The 26,129-nt window shown below is 46.7% G+C and carries 17 protein-coding genes; 11 read left to right on the top strand and 6 right to left on the bottom strand.

All coding sequences use genetic code 11. The features are described 5' to 3' along the window. Nucleotides 1-201: 201 nt before the first annotated feature. A complete protein-coding gene (locus QUB64_RS11690) occupies nt 202-1,560 on the top strand; it encodes a mechanosensitive ion channel domain-containing protein (RefSeq protein WP_333276671.1) in 1,359 nt (452 codons plus the stop codon). Nucleotides 1,561-1,569: 9 nt separating this feature from the next. Then, nucleotides 1,570-2,742 carry a flagellar assembly protein H gene (locus tag QUB64_RS11695; RefSeq protein WP_333276674.1) on the top strand — a complete coding sequence of 391 codons (1,173 nt, stop codon included), beginning with the start codon at nt 1,570-1,572 and terminating at the stop codon, nt 2,740-2,742. Between the two features lie 209 nt (nt 2,743-2,951). On the opposite strand, the gene QUB64_RS11700 is transcribed toward QUB64_RS11695, so the two are convergent. After that, a complete protein-coding gene (locus tag QUB64_RS11700; protein ID WP_333276676.1) occupies nt 2,952-3,560 on the bottom strand; it encodes a TetR/AcrR family transcriptional regulator in 609 nt (202 codons plus the stop codon). A 115-nt stretch (nt 3,561-3,675) separates the two neighbouring features. On the opposite strand from QUB64_RS11700, the gene QUB64_RS11705 reads away from it, so the two are divergent. From QUB64_RS11705 to QUB64_RS11715, 3 genes are all read left to right on the top strand, one after another. Beyond that, nucleotides 3,676-5,097, top strand: coding sequence for a biotin/lipoyl-binding protein (locus tag QUB64_RS11705; RefSeq protein ID WP_333276679.1), 1,422 nt, complete (start codon nt 3,676-3,678; stop codon nt 5,095-5,097). Between the two features lie 343 nt (nt 5,098-5,440). Further along, entirely contained in the window at nt 5,441-6,625 is a 1,185-nt protein-coding gene (devC, locus tag QUB64_RS11710) for an ABC transporter permease DevC (protein ID WP_333276682.1), read from the top strand. Nucleotides 6,626-7,030: 405 nt separating this feature from the next. After that, complete coding sequence (locus tag QUB64_RS11715) at nt 7,031-7,747, top strand: DevA family ABC transporter ATP-binding protein (protein WP_333276685.1); 717 nt, start codon at nt 7,031-7,033, stop codon at nt 7,745-7,747. A 244-nt stretch (nt 7,748-7,991) separates the two neighbouring features. Here the strand turns inward: QUB64_RS11715 and QUB64_RS11720 are convergent, their stop codons facing one another. The 3 genes from QUB64_RS11720 to QUB64_RS11730 all read right to left on the bottom strand — a co-directional run bounded on the left by QUB64_RS11720 (nt 7,992) and on the right by QUB64_RS11730 (nt 11,837). Next, nucleotides 7,992-8,984 carry a glycoside hydrolase family 24 protein gene (locus QUB64_RS11720; protein ID WP_333276687.1) on the bottom strand — a complete coding sequence of 331 codons (993 nt, stop codon included), beginning with the start codon at nt 8,982-8,984 and terminating at the stop codon, nt 7,992-7,994. 138 nt (nt 8,985-9,122) lie between these two features. Continuing rightward, complete coding sequence (locus QUB64_RS11725) at nt 9,123-10,388, bottom strand: glycosyltransferase family 4 protein (protein WP_333276690.1); 1,266 nt, start codon at nt 10,386-10,388, stop codon at nt 9,123-9,125. Nucleotides 10,389-10,919: 531 nt separating this feature from the next. Further along, the gene (locus QUB64_RS11730) at nt 10,920-11,837 is read right to left on the bottom strand and encodes a YihY/virulence factor BrkB family protein (RefSeq protein ID WP_333276692.1); all 918 of its coding nucleotides are present in this window, start codon (nt 11,835-11,837) and stop codon (nt 10,920-10,922) included. A gap of 114 nt (nt 11,838-11,951) precedes the next feature. Here QUB64_RS11730 and QUB64_RS11735 point away from each other — a divergent pair, with 114 nt between their 5' ends. Continuing rightward, complete coding sequence (locus tag QUB64_RS11735) at nt 11,952-13,040, top strand: hypothetical protein (RefSeq protein ID WP_333276695.1); 1,089 nt, start codon at nt 11,952-11,954, stop codon at nt 13,038-13,040. A 234-nt stretch (nt 13,041-13,274) separates the two neighbouring features. Continuing rightward, the gene (locus QUB64_RS11740) at nt 13,275-14,168 is read left to right on the top strand and encodes a CNNM domain-containing protein (RefSeq protein ID WP_333276698.1); all 894 of its coding nucleotides are present in this window, start codon (nt 13,275-13,277) and stop codon (nt 14,166-14,168) included. Nucleotides 14,169-14,673: 505 nt separating this feature from the next. On the opposite strand, the gene QUB64_RS11745 is transcribed toward QUB64_RS11740, so the two are convergent. After that, complete coding sequence (locus tag QUB64_RS11745) at nt 14,674-21,426, bottom strand: glycosyltransferase (RefSeq protein WP_333276701.1); 6,753 nt, start codon at nt 21,424-21,426, stop codon at nt 14,674-14,676. A 415-nt stretch (nt 21,427-21,841) separates the two neighbouring features. Continuing rightward, nucleotides 21,842-21,988 carry a hypothetical protein gene (locus QUB64_RS11750; RefSeq protein WP_333276705.1) on the bottom strand — a complete coding sequence of 49 codons (147 nt, stop codon included), beginning with the start codon at nt 21,986-21,988 and terminating at the stop codon, nt 21,842-21,844. A 52-nt stretch (nt 21,989-22,040) separates the two neighbouring features. Here QUB64_RS11750 and ftsH3 point away from each other — a divergent pair, with 52 nt between their 5' ends. The 4 genes from ftsH3 (at nt 22,041) to QUB64_RS11770 (ending at nt 25,859) form a co-directional block, all read left to right on the top strand. Then, nucleotides 22,041-23,879 (top strand): ATP-dependent zinc metalloprotease FtsH3, encoded by a 1,839-nt coding sequence (gene ftsH3, locus QUB64_RS11755; RefSeq protein WP_333276708.1) that lies wholly within the window; start codon nt 22,041-22,043, stop codon nt 23,877-23,879. Between the two features lie 149 nt (nt 23,880-24,028). Continuing rightward, complete coding sequence (locus tag QUB64_RS11760; RefSeq protein ID WP_333276711.1) at nt 24,029-24,391, top strand: YybH family protein; 363 nt, start codon at nt 24,029-24,031, stop codon at nt 24,389-24,391. 168 nt (nt 24,392-24,559) lie between these two features. After that, nucleotides 24,560-25,198, top strand: a complete 639-nt coding sequence (locus QUB64_RS11765) for a bifunctional 4-hydroxy-2-oxoglutarate aldolase/2-dehydro-3-deoxy-phosphogluconate aldolase (protein WP_333276714.1) — start codon at nt 24,560-24,562, stop codon at nt 25,196-25,198. Nucleotides 25,199-25,349: 151 nt separating this feature from the next. After that, nucleotides 25,350-25,859, top strand: a complete 510-nt coding sequence (locus tag QUB64_RS11770; RefSeq protein ID WP_442921651.1) for a L,D-transpeptidase — start codon at nt 25,350-25,352, stop codon at nt 25,857-25,859. The last annotated feature ends 270 nt before the right edge of the window (nt 25,860-26,129 follow it).

The following is a 26,129-nucleotide window of genomic DNA, read 5'->3' on the forward strand; positions in this document are numbered from 1 at the left end:
GAAATATGTCGAGAAATATGTCGAGAAATATTAAGGCCGTTGGTACCGCCATATATTTACTTAATTTACCACAAAATGACTGTAAATACAATCCCCCAAACATTACTCACAAATATCTCCCAAGTCTTTACATCTACCTTATTTAAAATCGGGGATAATCCTGTATCGCTGCGGTCACTTGGGGAACTGATTGTATTGTTCATGGCTGTCCTCGTTATATCACGAGCTTTTACGGACTTTCTGAAGGAACGCTTGCTCGTGCGATTGGGAATTGACGAGGGAAACCGGGAAGCAATCGCCGTAATCTTGCGCTATTTAATCGTAGCTTTGGGAGTGGTAACCGCCATCCAAAGCATCGGCTTCAATCTCGCTTCTTTGGCAGTAGTTGCGGGGGGATTGGGCGTGGGAATTGGCTTCGGAATACAGGATTTAACTACTAATTTCGTCAGCGGCTTAACGCTGCTTTTAGACAGACCGGTGAAAGTCGGAGACTTTGTGGAATTAGAAGGATTGATGGGAATTGTCAAAAAAATCTCGATTCGCTCGACGATTATCACTACCAACGATGACTCCAGCGTCATAGTTCCCAACAGCACCATGATTAGCAACAAAATTGTTAACTGGAGTTACGAAAACCCGCTACTCTGTCTGCGACTCTCCATAGAAGTAGCCGAAAATAGCGACCCGCTGTTAGTGACAGAAACTCTGTTAAATATTGCTTACACCGAAGCAGGGGTTTTGTACGAACCAAATCCTAAGGTATTGTTTGTTGAGTTTGGCGATGATAGTTTTAAATTTGAGCTGTTAGTTTGGACTGACAAGCCGACGGAAAGAGAAGTAATTAAAAGTTCGTTGAATTTTGCGATCGAGTACAATTTCCGCCAGCAGGGAATCGATTTTCCCTTCAACGATAGAGAAATTTATTTGAAAAACCCTGAAGTTTTGTTGTCGCTATTCAACAAAAATGAAACTGCAAATGAGGCGACTGAGAAAGCCTCACACAACGGTCAAAAAAATCCGATTTGCCCAGGTGAAACAAAAAAGCTATCGTCACTTAGCTGTTTGCTGCGAGAGGTGCAATACTTTGAAACTCTGACGGATCTTGAATTGCGTCAATTGATTGAAGTTGGATACCGCCAAAGGCTGCGGCCGCAAGAATTTTTATTTCGCGAAAATGACCCTGGAGATGCTTTTTACCTGATTCTTTCAGGTTCGGTGGAAGTGTTTGTCGAAGCTATTGACAAGCACTTGAACAATCTCGGCGCTGGTCAGTTTTTGGGAGAACTTTCTTTGATGTTGGGAATCCCCAGAACGGCTTCGGTGAGGGCTTTGGAAGAAACAATTTTATTTGCAATTAATAAGGAAGGTTTTCAGAAAGTTTTAACGGAGCGACCGGATTTATCGGAACAAATTATTCAAGAGATTGTCAAACACAAAGAAGAGTTAAGCGAGAGACAGCAAATATTGCGAGAAATGGAATTAGGAGAGGCAGCAGCAGAAGATGATGAAAATCCTGTAGAATGGGTGAGACAAAGATTAAAAAAATTGTTTAATGTGTGAATAATTTCTATGACGCGTTTCATTCACGATCTGTTTGCAAAAGAATACCTAGAGGAATTGCTTTCGCCGCTGGGAACAGTGAATGTCGGTCGAGATGTCAGTTCCGAAGTGCGAGAAATTGATGTTTATTTCACTCCCTACACAGCAAGTCCTGAATACTCGGAAACGCTGGGATTGTTGGGTAAAATGGCAAGCACGACGGCAATTTTTGAACCTTTTCGCAATCCGGCAAGTGCCAGCGAAATTTGTAGCTGTCTGGGCAAGTCATTGGACGTGCGCGGCGAATTGGAGCGAAAATTTAGACGAGACAATACTCGGTATGATGACGCTAGATTACCGAGGCTGTGGATTCTGATGCCTACGGCCTCGAAAGCTTTGGTAGATAGTTTTAATGCAATACCGGATACGGAGAATTGGGTGCCGGGAATTTATTTTTTGGGTGCATCGTTGCGCGCCGCGATTGTGGCGATCCACCAATTGCCGGAAACTCCCGAAACGCTGTGGTTGAGGATTTTAGGCAAAGGCGGGGTACAGCAGCGTGCAATCGCCCAATTGACTTGTTTAGCAACGAACGATCCGTTACGGATGATTGCGCTAGAATTGCTGTATCGGCTACAGTCAAATTTAGTAACTGATACCCAACAGGAATTAGAGCCAGAAGAGCGGGAGTTAATTATGGCGATCGCACCACTTTTTCAACAACAATTAGAAGCAGCGCAGCAACAGGGATTGGAACAAGGACTCGAACGAGGACTGGAACAAGGACTCGAACGAGGGCTGGAACGAGGGCTGGAACAAGGGCTGGAACGAGGGCAAGAACAAGGCAGACAAGAACAACAACGCTTAATATTAGAGAACTTTCTGCGAGGGAGATTTGGAGAATTAACTTCAAAAATGACAGTTTTTCTCTCTCCAATCTCCAAGTTGGCTGCGGCGGAATTTACTATGCTGTTGCTGGCATTGTCGGTGCTGACAGTCGATGAGACAGGGCCCGAATCAGCGGTTAAATTGTTGGCGGAAAGTGTGTTGCAAGTACGATCGCCAGAATTGGGCGATCTGCTGCCAACAGCCGTGACTAATTTATTGACATGGCCGATCGCAGATTTAACATTGTGTTTAGAACAACTGCCACAGCTATCGGCTGATGAGTTGAGGGAACGGCTAGGACAAACACCTGAATAGAACCGTACTCGCAGCCACAAAGGGCGATCGCCCGTATGATGTCAACTCGGCTAGCCATCATAACATTGGTTTGTAGTGAGGACTTTAGTCCGCATAAATCAGCGGACTAAAGTCCTCACTACGAACCTGTTTTTATTTCACGTAATTGACTGGACATGATATTAAATAATTAATTATCTCGTCCAATTCCTCGATTCTGTCGATCGCCCTTAGGAATTCGACTGCGGGGGTAAAATCAAATGCAGCAGAGCGTCGATTACTCGATCGCGCTCCATGGGGATAATATCTTTACCGTGCATCATCTCCTGCGTTAACTGGAAATATACCAGAGACCCAATAAAAATCCGCGCTGTCGCCTCCGGATCGGGCAATTTTAACTCTGGATGCAATGTTAAATATTCCGCTAGCCGATCGATACCCGGTTTAGCTAAGTTTCTCACAAATGTCTGCGCTAGCTGGGGAAAACGCCCCGACTCCGCAATCACTAATCTCACGAAATTGAGAAATTCGGGTTCGTGGGTCGCCTGATCTAATATAGTTGTGGCAATGAATCGCAGCGCTACGATGGGTTCTTCATCCAGAATTGTAAAATGGACTTTTTTTCGCGCCAGCCACTGAACTAAGGCCGCGAACAATCCCTCTTTATCTTGAAAGTAGCTGTAAACCGTGGCTTTGGAAACTCCCCCCGTCTTTGCTACCTTGTCCATACTCGTGCCCGCGTAGCCGTGAGTTAAAAATTCTTGCATCGCACCTCGCAGGATTTGCTCGCTTTTATCACCTAATGTTGCGTCTGGTTCGATTGGTTTTGTCCTGGCCATCTCTGGTTTCTGTAATTTTTGCTTCGGGTATTGACATTATTATACTGAACGGTTTAGTATTTAACTATAAACTAAACCGTTTAGTTTTTTACTTACCCAAATCATGAGGTGTGTCATGGTACACCGATTAACCGCAGAAAGCTTATCTTCAAATTCACCCTTAGTTAAACAACTCCTAGTTGTAGCAGCGTTAGCAACCCTGGCGGCAGGAGGAACCACAGGCTACACGATCTGGCGATCGCACATTCGAGATCCCAACGCAGCAACCGCAGCCGCCGCAGTCGCAGCATCCCAATTAACCACAGTGACAGCTTTGGGGCGATTGGAACCTAGGGGAGAAGTGATTAAAGTTTCGGGATCTGGGGCGGCGGATGGTAACAGGATCGATCGACTTCTCGTCAAAGAAGGAGACAGAGTGAAAACAGGTGAAACGATCGCAATTCTCGACAGTCGCGATCGCCAGCAAGCCGCCTTTGAGCAAGCCAGAGAACAAGTGCGCGTTGCTCAGGCAAATCTCGCAAAAGTGAAAGCAGGAGCCAAAAACGGCGAAATTCAAGCCCAGAAAGCCAGTATTGCCCGCTTAGAAGCCGATCGCAGTAACGAGATCGCAGCGCAACAGGCGATCGTTGCTCGCTTAGCAGTCGATCGCAGCACCGAAATTACAGCCCAACAAGCCACCATTGCGCGCATAATCGCCGAACAACAAGGGGAAATTCAAACCCAACAAGCAGCAATTGCGCGCATAGAAGCCGAACTCCGCAACGCCACAAACGAACAACTGCGGTACTCGCAACTCTATCAACAAGGAGCAATTTCTGCCTCAACTAGCGACAGCAAAACCCTCGCCGCCGAAACAGCCCAACAACAAATTAACGAAGGAAAAGCCAAACTGAATCAAATTCAGCAATCTCGCCAACAACAAATTAACGAAGCGCAAGCCAAACTGAATCAAATTCAGCAATCGCGCCAACAACAAATTAACGAAGCGCAAGCCAAACTCAGCCAAATTCAGGAATCTCGACAGCAGCAAATCGACGAAGCCAAAGCAAATCTCGATCGCATCGCCGAAGTGCGCCCCGTTGACATAGAAGCAGCCGCCGCCGAAGTTAGTTCCGCCCAAGCCGCCGCCAAACAAGCCAAAGCCAATCTAGCTCTAGCTTACATCCGCGCTCCCAGAGATGCTCAAGTCCTAAAAATTCACACGTATCCGGGGGAAAAAGTCGGAAATGACGGGATTGTCGAACTCGGACAAACTCGCGAAATGCTGGCGGTGGCTGAAATCTACCAAAGCGATGTGGACAAAGTACGGATTGGACAGCCAGCCAAAATTACTAGCGATTCTTTCGAGGGGGAATTGCAGGGAAGTGTCGAATACATCGGTTTGCAGGTGCAGCGGCAAAATATTGTTAATACCGATCCTTCTGCGAATATTGATGCGCGAATTGTGGAGGTAAAAGTGCGCTTAGATGCAGCTTCCAGTCAGAAAGTAGCGGGATTGACTAATTTGCAAGTCAAGGTTGCGATCGGCGGGAATTAAGGATTAAGAAGTTTTTAACCGCTCCCGAGCGCAGAGGACGCAGAGGAAGAGAGTAGAGAGATGATTAAGAAGTATTCAAGTCTCTGATTGCTGTATTGACTATTTTGCAAGTCAATGTTGCGAGCGGCGGGAATTAAGGATTAAGAAGTTTTTAACCGCTCCCGAGCGCAGAGGACACGGAGGAAGAGAATAGAAGGATGATTAAGAAGTGTTCAAGTCTCTGATTGCTATATTGACTTTTTTGCAAGTCAAGGTTGCGAGCGGCGGGAATTAAGAATTAAGAAGTTTTTAACCGCTCCCGAGCGCAGAGGACACAGAGAAAACAGAGGAAGAGAAGAGAGATATGATTGGACTAATTAAACCCTTACAACAGTTAAGAAACAGAACTCCTCTCGGATGGTTGCAACTGAGTCACGACAAAGGACGAATGGCGGTTGCAGTAGCAGGAATTGCTTTTGCTGATATTCTGATGTTCATGCAGTTGGGCTTCCAAAATGCCCTGTACACCAGCAATACGCGCCTGCACGCAACATTGCAAACAGACTTAGTTTTGATTCACCCTCAAGCCCGGAATTTGATTAATTTATCTTCGTTCCCCCGCCGCAGATTGTATCAAGCAATGAATGTACCGGGCGTGAAATCAGCCGATCCGCTTTACGTGAAAATTGCCAACTGGAAAAATCCCGAAACTCGGCGGGAAACATCCTTGATGGTGGTGGGTTTCAATCCCGATCGCCCTGCGTTTGCGCTACCGTCCGTCAACCAAAATCTGAGCGCGATTAAATTGCCGGATACTGTGCTGTTCGATCGCGCTGCGAGGGGAGATTACCAAAGGACGATCGCCCAAATCGATCGCGGAAAGTCGGTTAAAACTGAGATCGAGCGGCGCACTGTTAGCGTCAGCGGGTTATTCACAGTGGGAGCATCTTTTGCCGCCGACGGCATCTTGATGACGAGCGATCAAAATTACCTGCGCTTGTTTCCCCGACAAAACTCTGCGAGTGTTAATGCTGGGTTAATTCAACTCCAACCGGGTGCTGACCCCGTGCAAGTTCAACAAGTTTTAAAAGCATACTTGCCGGAGGATGTCAAGGTACTTACTAAACAAGAATTTATCGATTTTGAGAAAAATTACTGGGCGAAGAATACTGCGGTTGGCTTTGTGTTTAATTTAGGCGTAGCGATGGGTTTTGTAGTAGGAGTAATTATCGTTTACCAAGTTCTCTCAACCGATGTCAGCGATCACATGGGAGAATATGCTACTTTTAAAGCGATGGGCTACCGCAATGTTTATTTGCTCGGCATTGTTTTTGAAGAAGCTCTAATTTTATCAATTATCGGTTTTTTCCCAGGATTGGGAGTCTCTTTCGGACTTTACGCCTTAACTCGTCAAGCTACAAATTTACCCCTGTACATGACGCTGATTCGAGCAGTTACAGTATTAATTTTAAACATGGTTATGTGCAGTATTTCTGGCGCTATTGCTACTCGGAAACTGCAAGCAGCCGACCCGGCAGATATGTTTTAATCAGGTTCGTAGTAGTCTTCGGGTGCGTCGCTCTCGCTCATCCCTAAATAAACATTGACAATCTAGCGAGCGACGCACCTGTGCCTAGACGGTTAGCCAAATGAACTCAATAAAATAATTGTTAGGTGCAGTGAAACGGATGGTTGTTTGCAATAACCGCAATGGCACAGGTGCGTCGCTACCAGATTGTCGATAAATTTCAAAGATTGTTGATGGCGACGCACCCTACGACATCAATGCAATCAAATAATTGTTAGGTGCAGTGAAACGGATGGTTGTTTACAATAACCGCAATGGCACAGGTGCGTCGCTACCAGATTGTCGATTGTTTTAGGTATTTTTAATGGCGACGCACCCTACGATTACCAACCTAACTTTGAATTACTTTTTGGTAGGTATTAAGTTATGAATTATACTAATGTCTGCGAAACAACTAACAATTTACAGATTCCTGAACCTGTAATTGCCGCGCATCACCTCGACCACTACTTCGGTCAAGGTCAACTGCGAAAACAGGTACTTTTTGACATCAACCTCGAAATTAATGCTGGGGAAATTGTGCTGATGACGGGGCCTTCCGGTTCGGGAAAAACCACGCTTTTGACTTTGATTGGCGGACTGCGGTCAACTCAATTTGGCAGTCTCAAAATTCTCGGTCAAGAGATGTGCAAGGCTAGTTCAGATTTATTGGTAAAAGGGCGGCGGAAAATTGGCTATATTTTCCAAGCCCACAACTTGCACCGCAGTTTGACGGCGCTGCAAAACGTGCAAATGGGTTTGGAAGTTCACGGAAATTTGTCGCGTGCCGAAATGCGCGATCGCTCTGCGCAAATGCTAGCATTGGTAGGGCTCCAAGAACGGGTTAACTATTATCCCGATGATTTGTCGGGCGGACAAAAACAAAGAATTGCGATCGCCCGCGCTTTGGTCAGTCACCCGCAAATTGTTTTGGCTGACGAACCGACAGCCGCCCTGGACAGCAAATCCGGGCGCGAAGTGGTCAATTTGATGCAGAAACTTGCTAAAGAGCAAGGTTGTACTATTTTGTTAGTGACCCACGATAACCGAATTTTGGATATTGCCGATCGCATCGTTAACATGGAAGATGGAAAATTAGCATAATTTTTAACTTCCCAAACAATAGACATCACCCACAACTCCCCCATTCTCAATTTTGGATGTCAAAATTTCATCCAAAATCGTTAAACTCAACTCGTAACTCGTCCTTGAAATATTGACCAGCAAGAAACGGGTACCAGCCCCCGATGGTTCTGAGTAGACGCTCCCCAAATTTTAGACTTTTGTTCAAGCTCCCAGATTCAAAGCTGAAGTCAATTCTCAAATCGAAAAATGGAAAATCGAGTGACTAATTGCTCACAACCAATCCTTGGCGGTAAATCCCTAAATTTTGCAGGTACATTTGTTCGAGTTTGGGCATCGACGATTCCACGGAACCGCCAAAACGCCGAAAAGAAGGCCAGATGTAGGCGAGTTTTTTGACTGCTGACTCCAATCGACCCGCTTCTATATCTTCTAAGGCACCTTTTTCTCGGATTAACTCTACAGCTACAAGGTCTTGATTTTGCGGGCTGAAATCGCTGAGGCTAAATTTTTTGGCAAATCTGTCCCAAGTTGTGCTCAGAAACTGATACCGCCCCGCAGCGTCGGAACACAGCTTTTTGCCGTAACGGCGGCCGCATCTCATTTCCCTCGGATGGTCGCTGAAACTGACAAATTTGGTGCCGGTGTACTGGGTGCGGTAGCCGTCGGGGCTGGCGGTTCCTTCGGCGGCGGCGATGGTGTCGAGAAAGGCTTTGACTCGATCGCGCTCAATGTTATCCTTGTTATCCTCTCCTTTGTCTGGTGGGTCGTCAGTTGCAACTTTCGGCAACGCTTCTAAGGCCGAAGCCGACGAGCTTTCTGCCGAGACAGTCAGGCGTTTTGGAGGTGGCGACATTTCTGCCGAGACTGTTTGGCTCCACAGTTTCGGGGTCATTCTACCCAAAAAAAAGCACAAACAAATGCACAAACTCCACCCCACCCTCAAACGGAGTCGTTTGGACTGCTGGCTGTGCTGTCGCACGGGCCACGCGTACAGGGGAATGGCTGCGGGCAAAATTCTCCTTTGCTGGCCGAAGGCGAACAGCGATTTTAGAGCTAGCAAGGTTTGCTTGTAGAAACGGGGTGGAACTTTGCGAGTCCTCATCGCTGCGGCGAAAGTCTGGACATCTGTCAGAGTCACTTCTGCCAAAGGTTTTTCTACAAACAGTCGAAAACCGTTGGCGGCCTGCCAGCTAAAGCGCTTGCTGCGAGGGGATTGGCGCTCCACCCACAGGCGAATTAGCTCTTGGTCGGACATACGAAGCAGATGGCTTCCCAGATGTTCTGATGCGTACAAGAGTACCTCCTCATATCACTTCTAGTTGAAGGTTCCCAGTTATAGATGAGATGGATAGGGATCGAGGGAAACAGGCTTCAACCATACTAAGTGATACTACTAAGCGCTCACGGGGTCAAGTTTCATCGCCGCTTTTTCGAGCAGTTGAGTGTAAAGTTGACCGAGTTGGGAGGCTACACCGTCCCAACTGAAATTGGCTTCGACGCGCGCTCGGCCTGCTTGTCCGAGTTGCTGGCGCCATACTGAGTCAACTAACAGCCGATCGATCGCACCTGCAAAGGCTGCTTCGTTTTTCACAGGCGCGAGCAAACCTGTTTCTCGCGGCAATACGGTATATTTGAGCCCTCCCACGTCGGAGGCGACTACGGGGGTGCCGCAGGCCATCGCTTCAATGGCGACTAAACCGAAGGGTTCGTAGTGGCTGGGAACCACGCAGACATCGGCGGCGGCGTAGTAGGCGGGGAGAATGTCTCGCCTCAAGCCTCCGGGAAAACTGGTAATGTCGCTTAAGCCTAATTCTTCAACGATTCTGCCGATGCGATCGCGCTCTTTACCGTCGCATTCCCCCTCACGCCAGCCGCCGCCGATAATTAGTTTTAAATCGCCTTTGCGCAGCGCCGACAGACTGACGGCGCGGACTAAGGTTTCGATGCCCTTGCGGGGGTCAAAACGGCCGACGTACAGCACCACTTTGGTTTCCGGGGCTATTCCCAACTGACGGCGGGCGGCCGATCGCCCGATCGACCCAAACTGATGAGTGTCGGTACCGCAGGGAATGATGTCTATATTGCCTTTTGAGGACACCAGAGACCTCATGTGTTCTTTTTCTTGGGGACTGGTAGCCACCACGCGATCGGCTGTTTCCAAAAGTGTTTTTTCTACTTGCAGCCTGGTTTTAGCAATCATCGGAATTGTCGAAACCGACTTGTATTTTACGGCCGCCAAAGAATGATAAGTATGAACTTGTCGCAGGGGTTGCGATTTTTTCAACGCCATTCCCACCCAAGAAGACAGCCAGTAATTCGTGTGAACTAAGGCATATTGAAAGCCTGACTCTAACTGAAACTTCTGAAATTCGCGAACAAAAATTGGCAAATATCCGTAAAGTTCGTCGCGGGGAATAAATTCTTGCGGCCCTGCTACTAGGCGAATTGTGCGGCAATTGGGGCTGTGCTGTACAATGCTTGCTTGTTCGCGATCGGATGAGCGGGTGAACATATCAACTTGCCATCCTTGTGCCGCCAGAGCTTCTCCTACTTGACGCACGTAAACATTTTGCCCGCCCGCTTCTTCTTTGCCAATTTCCACAGCTGGATCGCCATGTACCGAGATTAGGGCGATGCGTTTTTTAGTTAATGAAATCATGATTGTTTACCAGAATTTAAAAAAAATTGCAGCAGATTTAAAGTGCGATTTTGGCTACTGCGCGGGGAATGGAAAGTAACTGCTAATTTTTATTAAAGTCAAAATAGGCGATCGATAAATCATCCCTCAGGGATAATTGCACGGGAAAAATTGACAAACGACTTCCTTCTGCTGACAGAGACCAGCAGCAGCTAAAACCCTAGATAATCTAAATGGAAATGAACGAGGGTGAAGAGAATTTCCCGGATTTGAGCAGTTGTCAAACTCAAACCAGCTTTCAGCTTGCTGTTCGAGCTGATCCCGTCAGTCGGAGGTAAAATTTTCACCGATCGCGATAAATAGTTTGAGCTGTGGAGAAAGCAGAAGTAAATCTTCCCAAAGACAGAATTTGACATGGCGCTCGAAAAGAAAGCTAAATTATTGCCTTCAAAATTTTTCTTTCCTTCCGCCTTCCGCTTTCTGGCTGCTTCACTCTTACTTTTATCAAAGCCGGGGATCGACTTTAACCTCTAATTTCCCAATTGTCAAATATTAAGAATTGTTCCGATGTTTGGGTGTGGAGGATTCCCCCTTTTCGCTGTGCAGGGTATTATTTCGCGAACCTCGCATTCGAGAGCCGTATCGGTTAGCCCAAACTTGGGTAAACTCGGCACCTAAGAAGAGAATTTGAGCGGAATAATTAATCCAAAGCAGGATAATTACGAACGATCCAGCAGCACCGTAGGTAGAGGCAATACCGCTACCTCCCAGGTAAACTCCTATTAGGGATTTGCCGATCGTAAACAGGACTGACGTGATGGCGGCGCCGATCCACACATCATTCCAAGCAAGATCGACATCGGGCAAAAGTTTGTAAATTAACGCAAAAAGCAGCGTAACTACACCAAAGGAGATCCCAAAATCCACAATCTGCCAAATATTGACTGGTAATTGCAGCAAGCCATTCAACCAAAAGCTGACGGCTGCTAAAACGGCACTAATTACTAAAGATACTAGCAGCAGAAAGCCGATGCCTAAAATCATCGCAAAAGACAATACGCGGTCTTGCAAAAATCCCCAGATGCCGCGTCCCGGAGGCGGTGAAACATTCCAAATCGTATTGAGAGCTTCTTTGAGGTTAGTAAATACGTTGGAAGCGCCCCACAAAAGTGTAGCGAGACCAACTATAGTAGCAATCATTCCCGACTTGGGTTCGGAAGCTTTCAGGATCAGTTCTTGGACAGTTTGGGCGCCATCTTTGCCGATTAAACTTTGGAGTTGGGCGACGATTTGACCTTGGGCTGCATCTGCACCAAAGACTAAACCGACGATCGCAATTACGATAATTAGCAGCGGGGCGAGGGAGAAAACTGTGTAATAGGCTAGGGCGGCGGCTAGGGTTGGCGCTTTATCTTCTTGCCATTCAGCAAAAGTTTGTTTGAGCAGCGATATGACGGTTTTTAAGTTCACGACCTTTGGTTTCCTTATACTTATGCTTCACAAAGGGATTGTAATAGTTTAGGAGTGCTTCAGCCTCAGCCACAAGATAGATTTATCGATTAGCAAACTCAGAAAATTACTTTTATGTCAAATTCCAACACAACTGTTAACAGCACCGATGTACAATTGTCCAAAAAAGCAGTTTCTTGGGCAAAACTGAGCGCATTAGTAGCGCTGGTCAATTTCTTGCTGGTGCTTTTCCATTTCAGTTACCCGCAGTTGCGCCCTGTTTATCAGAGCTATTTGCCCGGTATAGTTAAACTTTACGACCCGATTAAAGGCATTAATTCGAGTTTGCCCAATCCGGCATATTTGCCAAGCGCTGACCAGTTTTGGCGAATAGATGCGTGGTTTATCGGTTTTTTCTGGGCGGAATTTTTGATAAAAAGTCTGTTCCACAACCGCCGCAAACCGGGAGTAAGTTGGTCGAATTTTGTGCTGAGGCGCTGGTACGAAGTGTTTCTGCTGGTGCCGATTTTCCAGGGGTGGCGGATTCTGCCGGTGTTGGTGCGACTCCACAAGTCGGGTTTGGTAAATCTCGATCGCGCCGTTGCTCAAATTACCTACGAACCGGTGGCTTATTTAGCCGATACGATGTCGGAATACATGATGGTGCGGTTTATCAATCAAGCTCAAAGTTCGATCGAACAAGGCGACGCAGCACGGGTACTGCTGCAACCTCAGCAGCCCTACCTTCACGTCAATCAGGAAAATACGATCGAACAAATTACCAACCGGATTTTGGATCTGACAATTTACAAAGTTTTGCCGCAAGTGCAACCGGGTTTGGAAGAATTGCTGCACCACAATCTGGAAACAACCATCAAACAATCGGATTTTTATCAACTCTTGCAAACTTTCTCGCCGATTAATATTTTGCCTAAGGAAATGACGGAACAGCTAGCGAATTATCTGGCTCAAACTGCGGTTGATGTGGTAGCTACTACTTACGAAGACGATAAAGGGCGCAAAATTATCGATAATTTCAGCCAAGAATTCAATCAAAGTTTGCGGCGGGAATTGCAAGATGAGAAAACTCTCGCGGAATTGCAGTCTCTGCTGTCGGATTTGTTGGAAGAAGTGAAGTTGAATTACATTCAAGGCGGGTTGAAGTCCGATCCGGAGCAGACTTTGACGGAAATTAACTCGTTGCGGGAGGTAACGGAGGGTTGATACAGGAATTAGTTTCGGGTTTGTGAGTTGGATTTTTTTTTAACGAACCGCGAAGGCGCTAAGAGCGCGAAGGAGGAAAAGAGAAGAGTAAGAGTTCACAAATTGTAGGGGTAAGGTGCGCCGAGGCGCATCCTACGAATACGGGTAGTGCGGATATCCGATATCAATCTATCTGAATGGCCCAGCTAAAATAAGAGTGTTAGTGGAAAACATCTATCATATTATTTATCTATTTTGAACAACCTTACTTGTCTGGAAATAGAAGTCGCCGAAACATTGCTGAGGTTAGCAATGTTGCTGGGCTTAACACTTTTAATCGCGTTTTTTGTGGCGTCAGAACTAGCATTAGTATCGGCCGATCGCCATCAAATCCGCCAACTCGCTCAATTGGGCGATCGCCCAAACGCTAAAACTGCCGAACTCGTGCACCAAGCGCAGAACAACATACCGCATTACCTGTCGGTGACTCAAACAGGCACTACAGCGGGGAGTTTGCTGCTGGGATGGTTGGGCGAGGGGGCGACTGTACACTGGATCGAGCCCTGGATCGACAAATTGCCGATCGGTCATTTTCCGGCGATGCTGACGGCGCACTCGATCGCAGTTCCCGTAGCTTTCATTTTCGTTACATACATCGAGATAGTATTAGGAGAACTCATCCCCAAAGTATTAGCAACCCACGCTCCAGAACGCACCGCTTTGTTACTGATGCCCGCCCTCGAAATCTGCTCAAAAATACTGTGGCCGCTGCTAGCAGTTCTCAACGGTACTGTGCGGCTGCTGACAGGTTGGATTACCAGTAAAAAGTCCGAACCGCTGCTATCAGCTTCCGAACCAACTTTCGTTCAAAAAGATGCTCATTCAGCACTAATTTCAGGCGTCTGGGAAGTAACAGCAGTTAACGAAAAACTCGGGTTAAACCTGCCCACGAACCAAGCTTACCAAACAATCGCCGGATTCGCGATCCACACTTTGGGTAAAATGCCCGCTCAGGGCGATCGATTTTTGTGGGGAGAATTAGAAATAGAAGCAGCAGATGTAGTAGAAGGCAGTTTAGAAACAGTGCTGGTGCGCCAAGTAACACGCCCCTTATTTGAGCCGCAACGTCCCGAACTCGTCTTGAATTGAATTGCCGTTTTTAATGAGAGTAATATCAAATCCGCTCGCTCCACCACTATAAAACAGGTTTGTAGTGAGGACTTTAGTCCTTCTTTCGCTCGAACTAATACCATTTTTTAAAAGTTCTGAGAGACTTATGTAAGAACTAAAAGCCAGAATTATATATTTCTGGTCGTTCTCAATCTCTATTACATCTTTAAAAAAATGGTATAAAGTCCTCACTACAAACTAATACCATTTCTCAAAAATCGTGCAACATAACAATTGTTGGGCAAGAGTGTTACGAATAGTTGTTTGTTTTTCCCGATGTCTAAGGTGCGTCGCCACTGGAAAAGTCGATTAAATTTAGGGGTTTTGGAGAGCGACACACCCTACAAATACACTTGCTACCAGTAGGGACAATGATTTCTCAACTCTTTCTCTTCCTTAGCGTCCTTAGCGTCTTCGCGGTTCCTTTAAATCCTGAGATTTGAGATTAACAAACAATCCCAAATCTCAAAAACTGCACCCCTTCTCACCCAACAGCCACCTTAACCGCAGCCCCAACAAACTCCTCGTAATCCTCCAACAACCACTCAGGCAAACAACTATTCGCATCCTCAACTTGCAACTGTCCAGCACGACAAAACAGCCTCGCCGCCAACAAATAATTCACAGCATTAGGCGTTCCAAACCCTTTACTCAACTCAGCAACCAAAGAATTCAAAACAGCACGTTCAGTATCAGTCAGCGGCTCGTTAACAAACCCGCAGCCCAGCATTGCCTTGTAACCCTTGCCGACATCGCTCCGGTACAAAAGTTCAAGTTGTTCGCCGGAAACCCTCAGCCACAAATCAGCAATTTGCTTGCGAATTTCCCGCAATTCTGCTATTACCATTTCCGCCGTCGGATCGATTTCATAAAGATTCACGGCCGCAGTTAATTGATTGAGAAACTGCGGTAGATAATCTTGGTTGACAATCGTTTGTTGATTGCCCGCAAATGGGATTTCAAACACCTTTTCGTAATCGTCAATCAACCACTGTGGCAAGCGGGCGCGAGCGTCTGCAACCCGCATTTTGCCCGGTAAAAAATACAGCATTCCACCCAGCAAAGCATTAATAGCTTGAGGATGCACTAACCCTTTGCTAATTTCGGTCACTTGCTGCAAGAAGTTTTGTTCGGCTTCAGTCATTGATTCTGCTTGCAAGTCGCAGCTAAGTATTGCTTGATATCCTTTGCGAACTTCCCCTCGGTAAAAAGTTTCCAGTTTTTCTGTAGGAACACTCAGCCAAAAATCAGCCAGTTGTTTGCGGATTTGGCGGAGTTCCAAAACTACTGATTCGTCAGACGGATCGATGCGGTAAAGGTTGACGCATCCTAATAGTTGATTCGCAAATTTCGGGGATTGAATGTATTGAGCGAGCAAGTCAGAACTTGACTCAGACTCGACGGCGACTTCTGTTTCAAAAACTTGTTCGTAATCGCCGATCAACCAGTGCGGCAAGCGGTTGCGAGCGTCGGGAATTCGCATGGTTCCCGGCGGGAAATACAGCATCGCGGCGAGCAAGGCGTTGACAGCTTTGGGATGCACTAATCCTTTGCTAATCTGCGTTAGTTGCTGCAAAAATATTTGTTCGCCTTCCATCATCGCTTGATGTTGAAAGCCGCTATTGAGCAGCATTTGATAGCTTTTACCGGCCGCACTTTTGTAGGTGGCTGCCAGGTTTTCGGTGGGAATGTTCAGCCAAAAATCAGCGATTTGTTTGCGGATTTGGCGGAGTTGGGATATTGCTGAGATGTTTGATGAGTTTGTTTGGTAAAGCTGGACGTTTTTCGAGAGGATATCGCCCAAATCTGGCGGCTTGGGAATGCTATCCTGCAAGCTGCGGGAGGCTTCTAGGTGGCTAGTTTGCCAGTTGCTAAAGAGTTTTTGGAATAGTTTCGCGATCGCCCCCGAGTATGCCACACTGTCAAAACAGGCGGGATTGGCTTGCATTTTTTCCTGAATTTCCTGCCGTTTTTGCTGGCGCAACTGCGGGTTAGTGGCGAGACTGACGGCTAGCTGAATGTAGGATGCTTCGTCACGGGCGATTAAATCGGGCATCAAGAGCGATCGTACCACTGCGGCCCCCATGCGCGATCGTAAAGTCTCGCCATCCCTGACAACAGCCGGCAATCCCACCTCCAGAGGATCGACAAGAGAAGTAGTCCCCGCATAGGGATAAGAATCCAAATAAACATCACCCAACTTCAAAACTTCCTTAACATCCGCACGATTCGGAAAAGCCTTCAACACCCGCAAACGCTTACTATCAACCCCATACTTCGCAAAAATCCCTTGCAAATTATTCACAAAAGCCGCCCCTGGATAATAATTAGTCCAGCTAGGGCCAAAAGGCATTAAAAACAGCAGAGAATTAGGAACAGCCGCCAGAATCTTCGCCCAAGTTTCCCTTAACTCCGGCAGCAACTTATACAAATTAGCGCTGGAAACAAACACAACCGATTCCTCAGAAATCCCCAGGCTATTTCTAGTCAGTTGAACATTAGGAGTATAGGGTTCGAGGGTATAGCTAAAACAGCAACCCAAACCGTCCACAGTTGCTAGTTCCTCCCGATAATGCGCGCGTCCCTCAATCGCAGGTTCCATCAACTTGCCAGCAATATAATAGTCAATGTGGCGCATTCCCGTCGTGACAGGAGAATTAAAACAAGTAGTTTGTACCCGCGCCAATCGATGCTGCGCCAGCAAACTAATGGGATGAGTAACCGCAGTAATATTCGTAGCAACCAACAGAATATCTAAGTCATCAGCGCGGATAGCCTGAACTTGACCTGGCAAATCACTCGGCAATTGCACCAGCCTGTCAGCGCGACTCTGGCAATACTGTTCTAGTTTATTACCATCCAGATTGAGAGCATACAAAATAATCTCAAACTGTTCTCGGTTGAGATATTCAAAAGCGGGCAAAGTAGCGAAAGTTTCCGTCATCGCCCCGAAATGCTTAGTCAGAACTCCGACCCGAATTTTATGTCGGTTTGCCACCCTTGCCGGAAAAATGCAATCAATGGCAGCGCCGCGATTTTTTAGGGCAAATTCAATAATATCTGCTCGCTTGGTGTAGACTTCCTTGAGATTTTTGCTATTGAAATACAGAGGGATAAAGTTAGCCGTTTGAGTGAAAAACCAGGCAATTTCCTGCCAAATTTGTGAATTTTGGTTTTGGAAGATATTGCGGTGTATGTAACTTACCCATCCCTGCACGTAGCGACAATAATTATCAGCCTCTCCTAGTTCTTGAAATAGACTAGGCGCGGCAAACATAAATTTGAGATAGTCATTGACAAACCAATTTGGTATGGCGGCATTTTCATACTTCAGCAACAACTGGTCAGCACGACGGTAGAGAGACGCTGCTAGCAAGTAGCCAACATCTTTGAGAGTCTTAATTCCCTGGAATAGATGTGCTGTTAATTGACCGATTAAACTCTGTTCGCTATCAGTCAGTGCTTCGTATTTAACAGTGCTGTTGAGCAGCATTTGATGTGCCTTCCCTGCACCGCCGGAGTAGGCAGTTTCTAGTTGTTCGGCGGGCAGGTTCACCAAATAATCGGCAAGTTGTCGGCGGCTGTGGCGGATGTTAGCCAAAGCAACTTGATTGGTTTGGTCTTTTTGATACTCTCCCAAGTATTGAGGAAGGGAAGCTAAGAATTGTTCGGGTTTATTAAGCTGAGCTAATTCATCAGCAATCAAGTTACCATGTTGCTGCAAAATTTTTTCTGACCAACGCACTTCTTCGGGTTTGTAAAGTTGAGAGTGCAGGCGAACAATTGTAGCTCTCATCAAGTCTAATTTAGCGCGCTCTCCCGCCATTTTTTGGGTTCTGCTAGAGCCGTCGCCGTGTTGTCTGTAGTAGAGGTAAGGCTGAGGCAAACGATGCCCCTGCCAGCCTTTTTCATAGGCAGAAATCCAAAATTCCCAGTCTTCGCATCCCAGCTTCATCACTTTTTTCAAGCCGCCTACTTGATCGTAAATTTCTCTTCTAAATAGGGAAGTAGCGGGGGCTTGATTGTCTCTCAAAAATTTATTGGGTTCAAAGTCGCCGTGGATGACTAAATCGCAGTTTGCTCCGAAGTGCTGCACGTCTGTATAGACAAAACCCACCTGCGGTTTCGCTGATAAAATTTCCACGCATTCCTCTAGAAATTTGGGATGAATTTTATCATCAGCATCGAGGAACAAAATCAATTTTCCTGACGACTGCTGCACGCCAACATTTCTCGAATCAGCGGGCCCGGTGTTGGGTTTATCAATGAGGCGCAGCGATTTTTGAGGATACAATTGAATTAAATAATTTGCGAAGTTGCTGGTATCATCGGTGCTGCCGTCGTTGACAATGATGCACTCCCAATTTTCATAGGTTTGGCTGACAACACTTTCAACAGCTTCTCTGAGTAGATTGGCGTGGTTGTAGCAGGGGATGATGATGCTGACGAGTGCTGGTTGGGGCGTGCGGTAGGGCATGGCGTTTAGCTGTGACGGAGAGATGGCAACGGGGACGGTAGTGGTGGGTTTGATACCTCGGCGGATGATGCCGTATTCATTCCATATCTTAAGCGTTTCTTGTTGCGATCGCCCTGAACCATATTCTAAACCTTGCTCGTTGTGGTAGTAAAGCCCGATCGCTTCCGGGATGCGGCACATATTTTCTGTTTTGCCAATCCGCAACCAAAATTCGTAATCCCCAGCACTGGTAAAATCGGCTTGAAAATAGCCGTGTTTTTCATGCAGAGATTTTCTCCACATCGGCTGAGAACCCGTAATGCAGCGCTTTTCCAGTTCCCCATAGGAAAAGTCCGGCCAATTCCACCGCGTTTGAGCTTGCGTCGCCGCCCAGGTATCGTTAACAACATTCGTAATTAATTGATCGCCGTAAACCAGAGCAGTTTCTGGTTGCGAGTCCAAATAATTAGCCATGATTTCCAAGGCGTCGGGGCGGTGTCTGTCGTCGGCGTTCGCATTAGTAATGTATCTCCCGTGCGACATTTGAATGCCTCGATTCCAAGCGGCATAAATTGTTTCTCGCTGCGGTATCCGGCAGTATATTATGTTGGGATATTTCGCTTGCAACTCCCGTGCGATATCTCCTTCGTTCTCTTCGGAATTGCTGTCAATGACAATGATTTCCATTTCCCCTTGTTTGTAAAGCGTTTGATCTACCAAGTCTTGCAAGCAGCCGCGAATAAATTGTTCGGAATTGTAAGTAGAAACGATCGCAGATACTTTGAAAGCCGACGGGACAGGCTGCGATGTGTCATAATTCCCTGATTCGCTCTGCAAGCCTGCTTCAGCTTGTGGCTGAACGGAAATGGGCGATCGATCCGAATGCGCGGACTCAGCTACTTGAACCAAAACTGAGCTAACAGTTGCAGCCATTTTCGACCAGGAAAACATCTTAGCTTGCTCTAACCCCGCCGCAATTAATGAGTTGCGGACAGCAGGCTTCTGTATTTCCCGCAAAGCATTGACAAGCCCGCTGACATCATCGCCACCTACATAAACCGCTGCTTTTCCTGCTACTTCTGGAATCGAACCGTTTGGACAAGTGATGACTGGACAACCGCAAGCCATAGCCTCAATGACTGGCAATCCAAAGCCTTCATATTTCGACGGATAAACTAATACCGCAGCACCCGAATAAGCAACTCTCATTTCGCTGTCGCTGAGTTGCAGCGTGCGGACATTTATCCCAGAACAGTACAATTGCAGGTCGGGTTCTAATACAGGTTTCCCGCCTGTGCAGACTAGATCGAAATCAAACTTATTGGCAAGTTGAGAAAAGGCTTTGAAGAATAATATCCCATTCTTGTAACCATGCCAGCCTACCCTCTCGCCTACCAAAAGAAAATAGGGTTTAGCAATGCCGTACTTTGACTTAAAACCTGCGATTTCTGCGCTGTCGGCTGGCGAGAAATTGGCGTCAATTCCGCAGTGCGCTACAGCGACAGAAGCTGAGGGTATCTGCGGAAAAACCTTAACTAAATCGCGGGCTGTATTTGCTGAAATGGCGATGTAGGCTGAGGCGTGGCGGATACCGCAATGCTTTTCTCTCCACTCGGAATGAGCAAGATTTTGTCCCATCAACTCGGGAATCATGTCATAGGCCATGAATACCGATCGCGTTGACAAGGGCGTTGTATAATAAGTAGAAATAAATAAATCTGCTTTTTCTTCATCGCACATTTGCTGGAGCATTTGGCGGTCTGCATCGGTTTTGTTGTAGTCGTAGCGCGCTACATTTCGGTACTGGATGCCGGGAATTTTGGGGGCGGTTCCCGCTCTGTCAAGAACTACAATTTGTTTAGCAAAACCATTTTTTGCCCAGTTTTCTAGCAGCGATTTCCAGACGCGACCAATGCCGGTGCAGTTGAGTTGATAAAATACGCCGTCAATCACAATTTTTTTCATTTTTTTAGGAGCTACGGCTGCTGGAGTTATCATTGATTTGCGGTTCTTTCTGTCTTGAATTTTTCTCAGAGCTGACTCGTAATCCTGCTGGAGTAATGAGGCTTTTTTCAATTCCGGCTCTTGGCAAGAGGATAAACTTTTAAAAGTTTGATGCGGGATTTCCTTTTCGGTAAACAGGTGTAAAGAATCACCGTTAGAGTAAAATTTTAAATTAAATTTTTCTCCTATTATAGAGAGTGCCTTGGTGGTATAAATAGAAATGTGCTGACCTTCATCTAGGGCATAGTACCACCATTCGCTGGGCGGGGGATTGTTGGCTGGCAGCAGTTTGGTACTGAATAAAATATTGCGGGAAAATTTGAAGATTTTTTCGATCTCGGACAGCGGGTTAACAAAATGCTCAAATACTTCAAATGCTGTCACTAATTCGTAGGGAAAGTTGCTGTTTTCCTCAGCTTCAAATCCTTGTGAAAATATATTTTTGCAATATTTGTCATGCCATGAAAAATCAAATCCTAAATCTCTCATCATCCGAACAAATACACCGTAGCCGCCCCCGTAATCTAAAAATTTAGCGTGGCGATCGAACAAATTAAAAATAATATTATTGGCGGCGGTGGAGAACATCGTGCTTCTGGATAACATTCCCACGTCGCTGCTAGCTATGGCTTCTGAATAAGCTTCATCAAGCCAGTACGGTTCCTCTGTTTGAACAAATCCGCAATTTGAGCATTGAAAATACTCAACGTTATATTTTTTTAGTACCGTAGCTACAGCCAAGCTGTTTGTTGGAGAATCACAAATATTGCACTTCATTTTAATTATCTAAACTTACAAGGTTGTTCAAGTAAATGTCTGTATTGGAATGCTGAATATCTCTCCCGCTTAACTCAATTTTTAATATTGCTAAGTGATGGCAATGGGGTAGGCTAGACTGTTTTAATGTTGAGGCTTGAACTCTTCGGATGGTTCCTCAAGGGTCGATCGTTATATACAGAAGAGTTAATCAACAGGAATATCCTACACCAATGCAGCCCTGACTCAGATATCTTTAGGACTTACCCATTCCTACCAAAGAAACCGGGTTTTTTTGCCTAATCTCACGACTCCAACGCGTCTTTTCGTAAAAAAACCCGGTTTCTGGCCACCCGTGCGATCGCGAACCGATCTTATCAGGAGTAAGCCACCTCAAGATTACTTCAAGTAAAGGCTTGACAATTTTTACTTGATACTATATGCAACTCGTGATGCCGCCACTCCCATGTCCTGACGCAGTGAAAGAACGTTCGGTTTCCACCACCTCAGACGCCCGATCGCCCTTGGCAGGATTTGTCACAACACAAAAACAAGTTACAATTACGTTAAGATTGATGAACATAAATAAAAAATCCCAAATCACAGGGACTAAATAATTAGGAGGATCGACCTCGGTGAATAAACGGTGGAGAAACGCTGGACTGTACGCACTGCTGGCTATTGTAGTCATTGCCCTAGCCACGGCATTTTTTGACAAACAGCCCCCAAGCAGGGAAGTTTGGAAGTACAGCCAATTCATTCAGGAAGTCGAAGGCAAGAGAGTAGACAAAATAAATATCAGTTCCGATCGCAGCAAAGCTCTCGTAACGGCTCAAGACGGCAACAAGGTGATTGTCAACCTGCCGAACGACCCCGAACTGATCAACATTCTGACCAAAAATAACGTAGATATTTCAGTTCTGCCCCAAAACGACGAAGGCTTCTGGGTAAAAGCCCTCAGCAGCCTGTTCTTCCCGATCCTGCTGTTGGTGGGACTGTTTTTCCTGGTGCGGCGCGCCCAAAACGGGCCCGGCAACCAAGCCATGAACTTCGGCAAATCGAAAGCTAGAGTCCAAATGGAGCCTCAAACTCAGGTGACTTTCGGCGACGTAGCCGGCATCGAACAAGCCAAGCTAGAACTCGCCGAAGTCGTGGACTTCCTGAAAAATGCCGATCGCTTCACCGCAGTCGGAGCTAAAATCCCCAAAGGCGTGCTGCTAGTCGGCCCTCCGGGAACAGGCAAAACCTTGCTCGCTAAAGCAGTTGCTGGAGAAGCAGGCGTTCCTTTCTTCTCGATTTCCGGTTCGGAATTTGTGGAAATGTTCGTGGGTGTCGGTGCTTCCCGCGTCCGCGACTTGTTTGAACAAGCTAAAACCAACGCTCCTTGTATCGTATTTATTGATGAAATTGACGCGGTAGGCCGCCAGCGCGGCGCTGGTTTGGGCGGTGGTAACGACGAACGGGAACAAACCCTGAACCAGTTGCTGACGGAAATGGACGGTTTTGAAGGCAATACAGGGATCATTTTGATTGCTGCTACAAACCGCCCCGACGTGCTAGATGCTGCGCTGCTGCGTCCGGGCCGTTTCGATCGCCAAGTTGTGGTCGATCGCCCCGACTTCGGAGGCCGCCTGGAAATTCTCAACGTTCACGCCCGCGGCAAAACTTTGTCGAAAGACGTGGATTTGGAAAAAATCGCCCGCCGGACACCCGGTTTCACAGGTGCGGATTTGTCCAACTTGCTCAACGAAGCAGCCATTTTGGCCGCCCGTCGCAACTTGACCGAAGTCTCGATGGATGAAGTCAATGATGCGATCGACCGCGTGCTCGCCGGCCCAGAAAAGAAAGACCGCGTGATGAGCGAAAAGCGCAAAACCTTAGTAGCTTACCACGAAGCCGGTCACGCTTTAGTCGGTGCCCTGATGCCCGACTACGATCCCGTACAGAAAATTAGCATTATCCCCCGCGGCCGCGCTGGCGGTTTGACTTGGTTCACACCCAGCGAAGATCGGATGGATTCTGGCTTGTATTCTCGCTCTTACCTGCAAAATCAAATGGCGGTAGCTTTGGGCGGCCGCATTGCTGAAGAGATTGTCTTCGGCGAGGAAGAAGTCACAACTGGCGCTTCCAATGACTTGCAACAAGTGGCAAGAGTAGCACGGCAAATGGTGACTCGCTTCGGAATGAGCGATCGGCTGGGCCCTGTAGCTCTCGGTCGCCAACAAGGAAATATGTTCATGGGTCGCGATATCATGGCCGAACGGGACTTTTCTGAAGAAACCGCAGCTACGATCGATGATGAAGTTCGCTTGTTGGTAGAGGAAGCTTACCGGCGCGCTAAAGACGTGCTGGTTGGTAATCGCCACGTTCTGAACGCCTTGGCAGATATGCTAGTTGACAAGGAAACTGTGGATGCTGATGAATTGCAAAATTTGTTGGCTAACAGCGATGTCAAGATGGCGACAATTGCCTAAGCGATTTGAGATTTTAGATTTGAGATTTTAGATTTAATCTAAAACTTAAAATCGATAATTGGGGTGGTTCTAGGATTGTCTGGAATCGCCCCGATTTTTTTTGTGGTGTACACAGGAAGCAGCGGCAAAAATCATGGGAGTCACAAGACATGAGCTTCACAGCAGACATAGCACGCGAACTGGCAATAGATTGGGTAGAAGCTTGGAACAGTCATAACCTCGATCGCATCATGTCTCATTACGCAGAAGATGTAATTCTGATATCGCCTGTCGCAGCAAAGATCCTAAACGAACCATCTGGGACAGTGACAGGCAAAGAAGCACTACGAAACTACTTCAAAAAGGGGCTAGAAGTTTATCCTGAGCTCAAGTTTGAGCTGCTTGATGTAATGTGGGGAATTTCCTGTCTCGTCCTTTATTACATCAACCAAAAAGGCACGAATACAGGTGAGTTTATGGAAGTCAATTCAAAAGGAAAAGTGACTAAAGTTGTTGCTAATTACAACGAATAGATCGAGGTTCTGCAAATGGCGGTAACATGGATTGCACAACCGAGCCGTAGGGTGCGTCGCCACCGACCATCCTCAAAAAAGAAGGACAATCTCATAGCGACGCACCTGTTTCATCGCTATCAGGTATAGTTCCCAATCTAAAATCTAAAATCTAAAATCTAAAATCGCATGAATCATCAATCATGGTTGGCAAAACTAAAAAAACACCGCGCAATCGCCGTCATCCGTTCCTCCGACAAAGAACTCGCTTGGCAGATGGCATCAGCGGTAGCAGCAGGCGGAATTCAGTTTATTGAAATTACTTGGAACACCCACAAAGCCAGGGAATTAATTGCCGAACTCCGCTCCGAATTCCCTACTTTTAGTATTGGTACTGGCACTTTATTAAACTTAAAACAGTTGCAGCAAGCCATAGATTGCGGCGCTCAATTCCTGTTTACTCCGCATACCGATGTCACCCTGATTAAAACAGCCGTTGATGCCGGAGTGCCGATCGTCCCCGGTGCTTTTTCTCCCACAGAAATTATGACGGCATGGGAAGCGGGGGCTACCTGCGTCAAAGTTTTTCCGATCGCGGGTTTGGGAGGCGCCGCTTACCTGAAAAGCCTGCAAGGCCCTCTGGGCGACATTCCTTTGATTCCCACTGGCGGGGTGACGCTGGAAAATGCCAAGGTATTTATTGACGCTGGGGCGATCGCCGTTGGTTTGGCCGGAGACTTATTTCCCAAACATTTAGTGGAAAATCGAGACTGGCGGGCGATCGTCCAAATTGCCGAAACTCTCACCCAAAACTTAACAACTTGTTAAGCCCTCTTTCCCAATTTAAAATCTATAATCTACAATTTAAAATAGTACCAGGTGTGAAAATTTCCCAATTCTTCAATCTAAAACTTGTTCTGAGCGAAGTCGAAGAATCTCAAATCTAAAATTGTCTTGGGTGTGAGGAATAAACATGATTATGAACTCAACTTACTTGCGTCGCGCAGGAACTTTATTTGCAGGCTGCGCCCTAACAATTGCTGCATTCTGCGGCGGACAAACTCCTGCATTTGCCGCCGAACAGCACAACACAATTGCCAATAGAATTATGCAGTTGCAGCAATCCAGTCAGCGCTGGATAGAAATTGATTTGTCAAGACAAAAATTAATAGCATGGGAAGGAAATATACCCGTTTATGCGGTGGTTATTTCCAGCGGCAAATCATCGACTCCCACCCGCACGGGAACCTTTGCCATCCAAACCAAATATCGCATTGCTAGAATGACTGGGGATGATTACGACGTGCCGGACGTTCCCTATACAATGTATTACGACGGTGGCAATGCAATTCACGGCGCTTACTGGCACAATTTGTTTGGCAATCCCGTCACTCACGGCTGCACAAATGTAGCGGTAAATCACGCTAAATGGCTGTTCAATTGGGCCTCGGTGGGGACGCCTGTAGTGGTGCACAAATCGGAGATTTAGGGCATAGGGCATGGGGCATAGGGCATGGGGCATAAGCTGTTCTGCATTTAAATTGCATATCAAAAAAAATCAAACTCTTGTGGGGTGTCCCGCCTGCCCTAAATATACAATTTAAATGCGCGACAGCTTAGTCAAACACTATTAGGAATTAGCCACAGGTAGTCAGAAACTGGGTTTTTTTGCGAAATACTTTGTTACAGCCCGCAGATTCGGTCAAAAACCCGGTTTCTTGGTCAGAGTGTATAAGTCCTGGTTTGTTTAGGCGTGCTT

It is taken from the genome of Microcoleus sp. Aus8_D2 (genome assembly GCF_036702665.1).
In the GTDB taxonomy this organism is placed as follows: domain Bacteria; phylum Cyanobacteriota; class Cyanobacteriia; order Cyanobacteriales; family Microcoleaceae; genus Microcoleus.

Excerpts from the sequence above, each read along its gene's own strand:
- QUB64_RS11690 (WP_333276671.1), top strand. The coding sequence starts at position 202 with ATGGCTGTCCTCGTTATATCACGAGCTTTTACGGACTTTCTGAAGGAA.
- QUB64_RS11695 (WP_333276674.1), top strand. The coding sequence starts at position 1,570 with ATGACGCGTTTCATTCACGATCTGTTTGCAAAAGAATACCTAGAGGAA.
- QUB64_RS11700 (WP_333276676.1), bottom strand. The coding sequence starts at position 3,560 with ATGGCCAGGACAAAACCAATCGAACCAGACGCAACATTAGGTGATAAA.
- QUB64_RS11705 (WP_333276679.1), top strand. The coding sequence starts at position 3,676 with ATGGTACACCGATTAACCGCAGAAAGCTTATCTTCAAATTCACCCTTA.
- devC (WP_333276682.1), top strand. The coding sequence starts at position 5,441 with ATGATTGGACTAATTAAACCCTTACAACAGTTAAGAAACAGAACTCCT.
- QUB64_RS11715 (WP_333276685.1), top strand. The coding sequence starts at position 7,031 with ATGAATTATACTAATGTCTGCGAAACAACTAACAATTTACAGATTCCT.
- QUB64_RS11720 (WP_333276687.1), bottom strand. The coding sequence starts at position 8,984 with ATGTCCGACCAAGAGCTAATTCGCCTGTGGGTGGAGCGCCAATCCCCT.
- QUB64_RS11725 (WP_333276690.1), bottom strand. The coding sequence starts at position 10,388 with ATGATTTCATTAACTAAAAAACGCATCGCCCTAATCTCGGTACATGGC.
- QUB64_RS11735 (WP_333276695.1), top strand. The coding sequence starts at position 11,952 with ATGTCAAATTCCAACACAACTGTTAACAGCACCGATGTACAATTGTCC.
- QUB64_RS11745 (WP_333276701.1), bottom strand. The coding sequence starts at position 21,426 with ATGAAGTGCAATATTTGTGATTCTCCAACAAACAGCTTGGCTGTAGCT.
- QUB64_RS11750 (WP_333276705.1), bottom strand. The coding sequence starts at position 21,988 with ATGTTCATCAATCTTAACGTAATTGTAACTTGTTTTTGTGTTGTGACA.
- QUB64_RS11760 (WP_333276711.1), top strand. The coding sequence starts at position 24,029 with ATGAGCTTCACAGCAGACATAGCACGCGAACTGGCAATAGATTGGGTA.
- QUB64_RS11765 (WP_333276714.1), top strand. The coding sequence starts at position 24,560 with ATGAATCATCAATCATGGTTGGCAAAACTAAAAAAACACCGCGCAATC.
- QUB64_RS11770 (WP_442921651.1), top strand. The coding sequence starts at position 25,350 with ATGAACTCAACTTACTTGCGTCGCGCAGGAACTTTATTTGCAGGCTGC.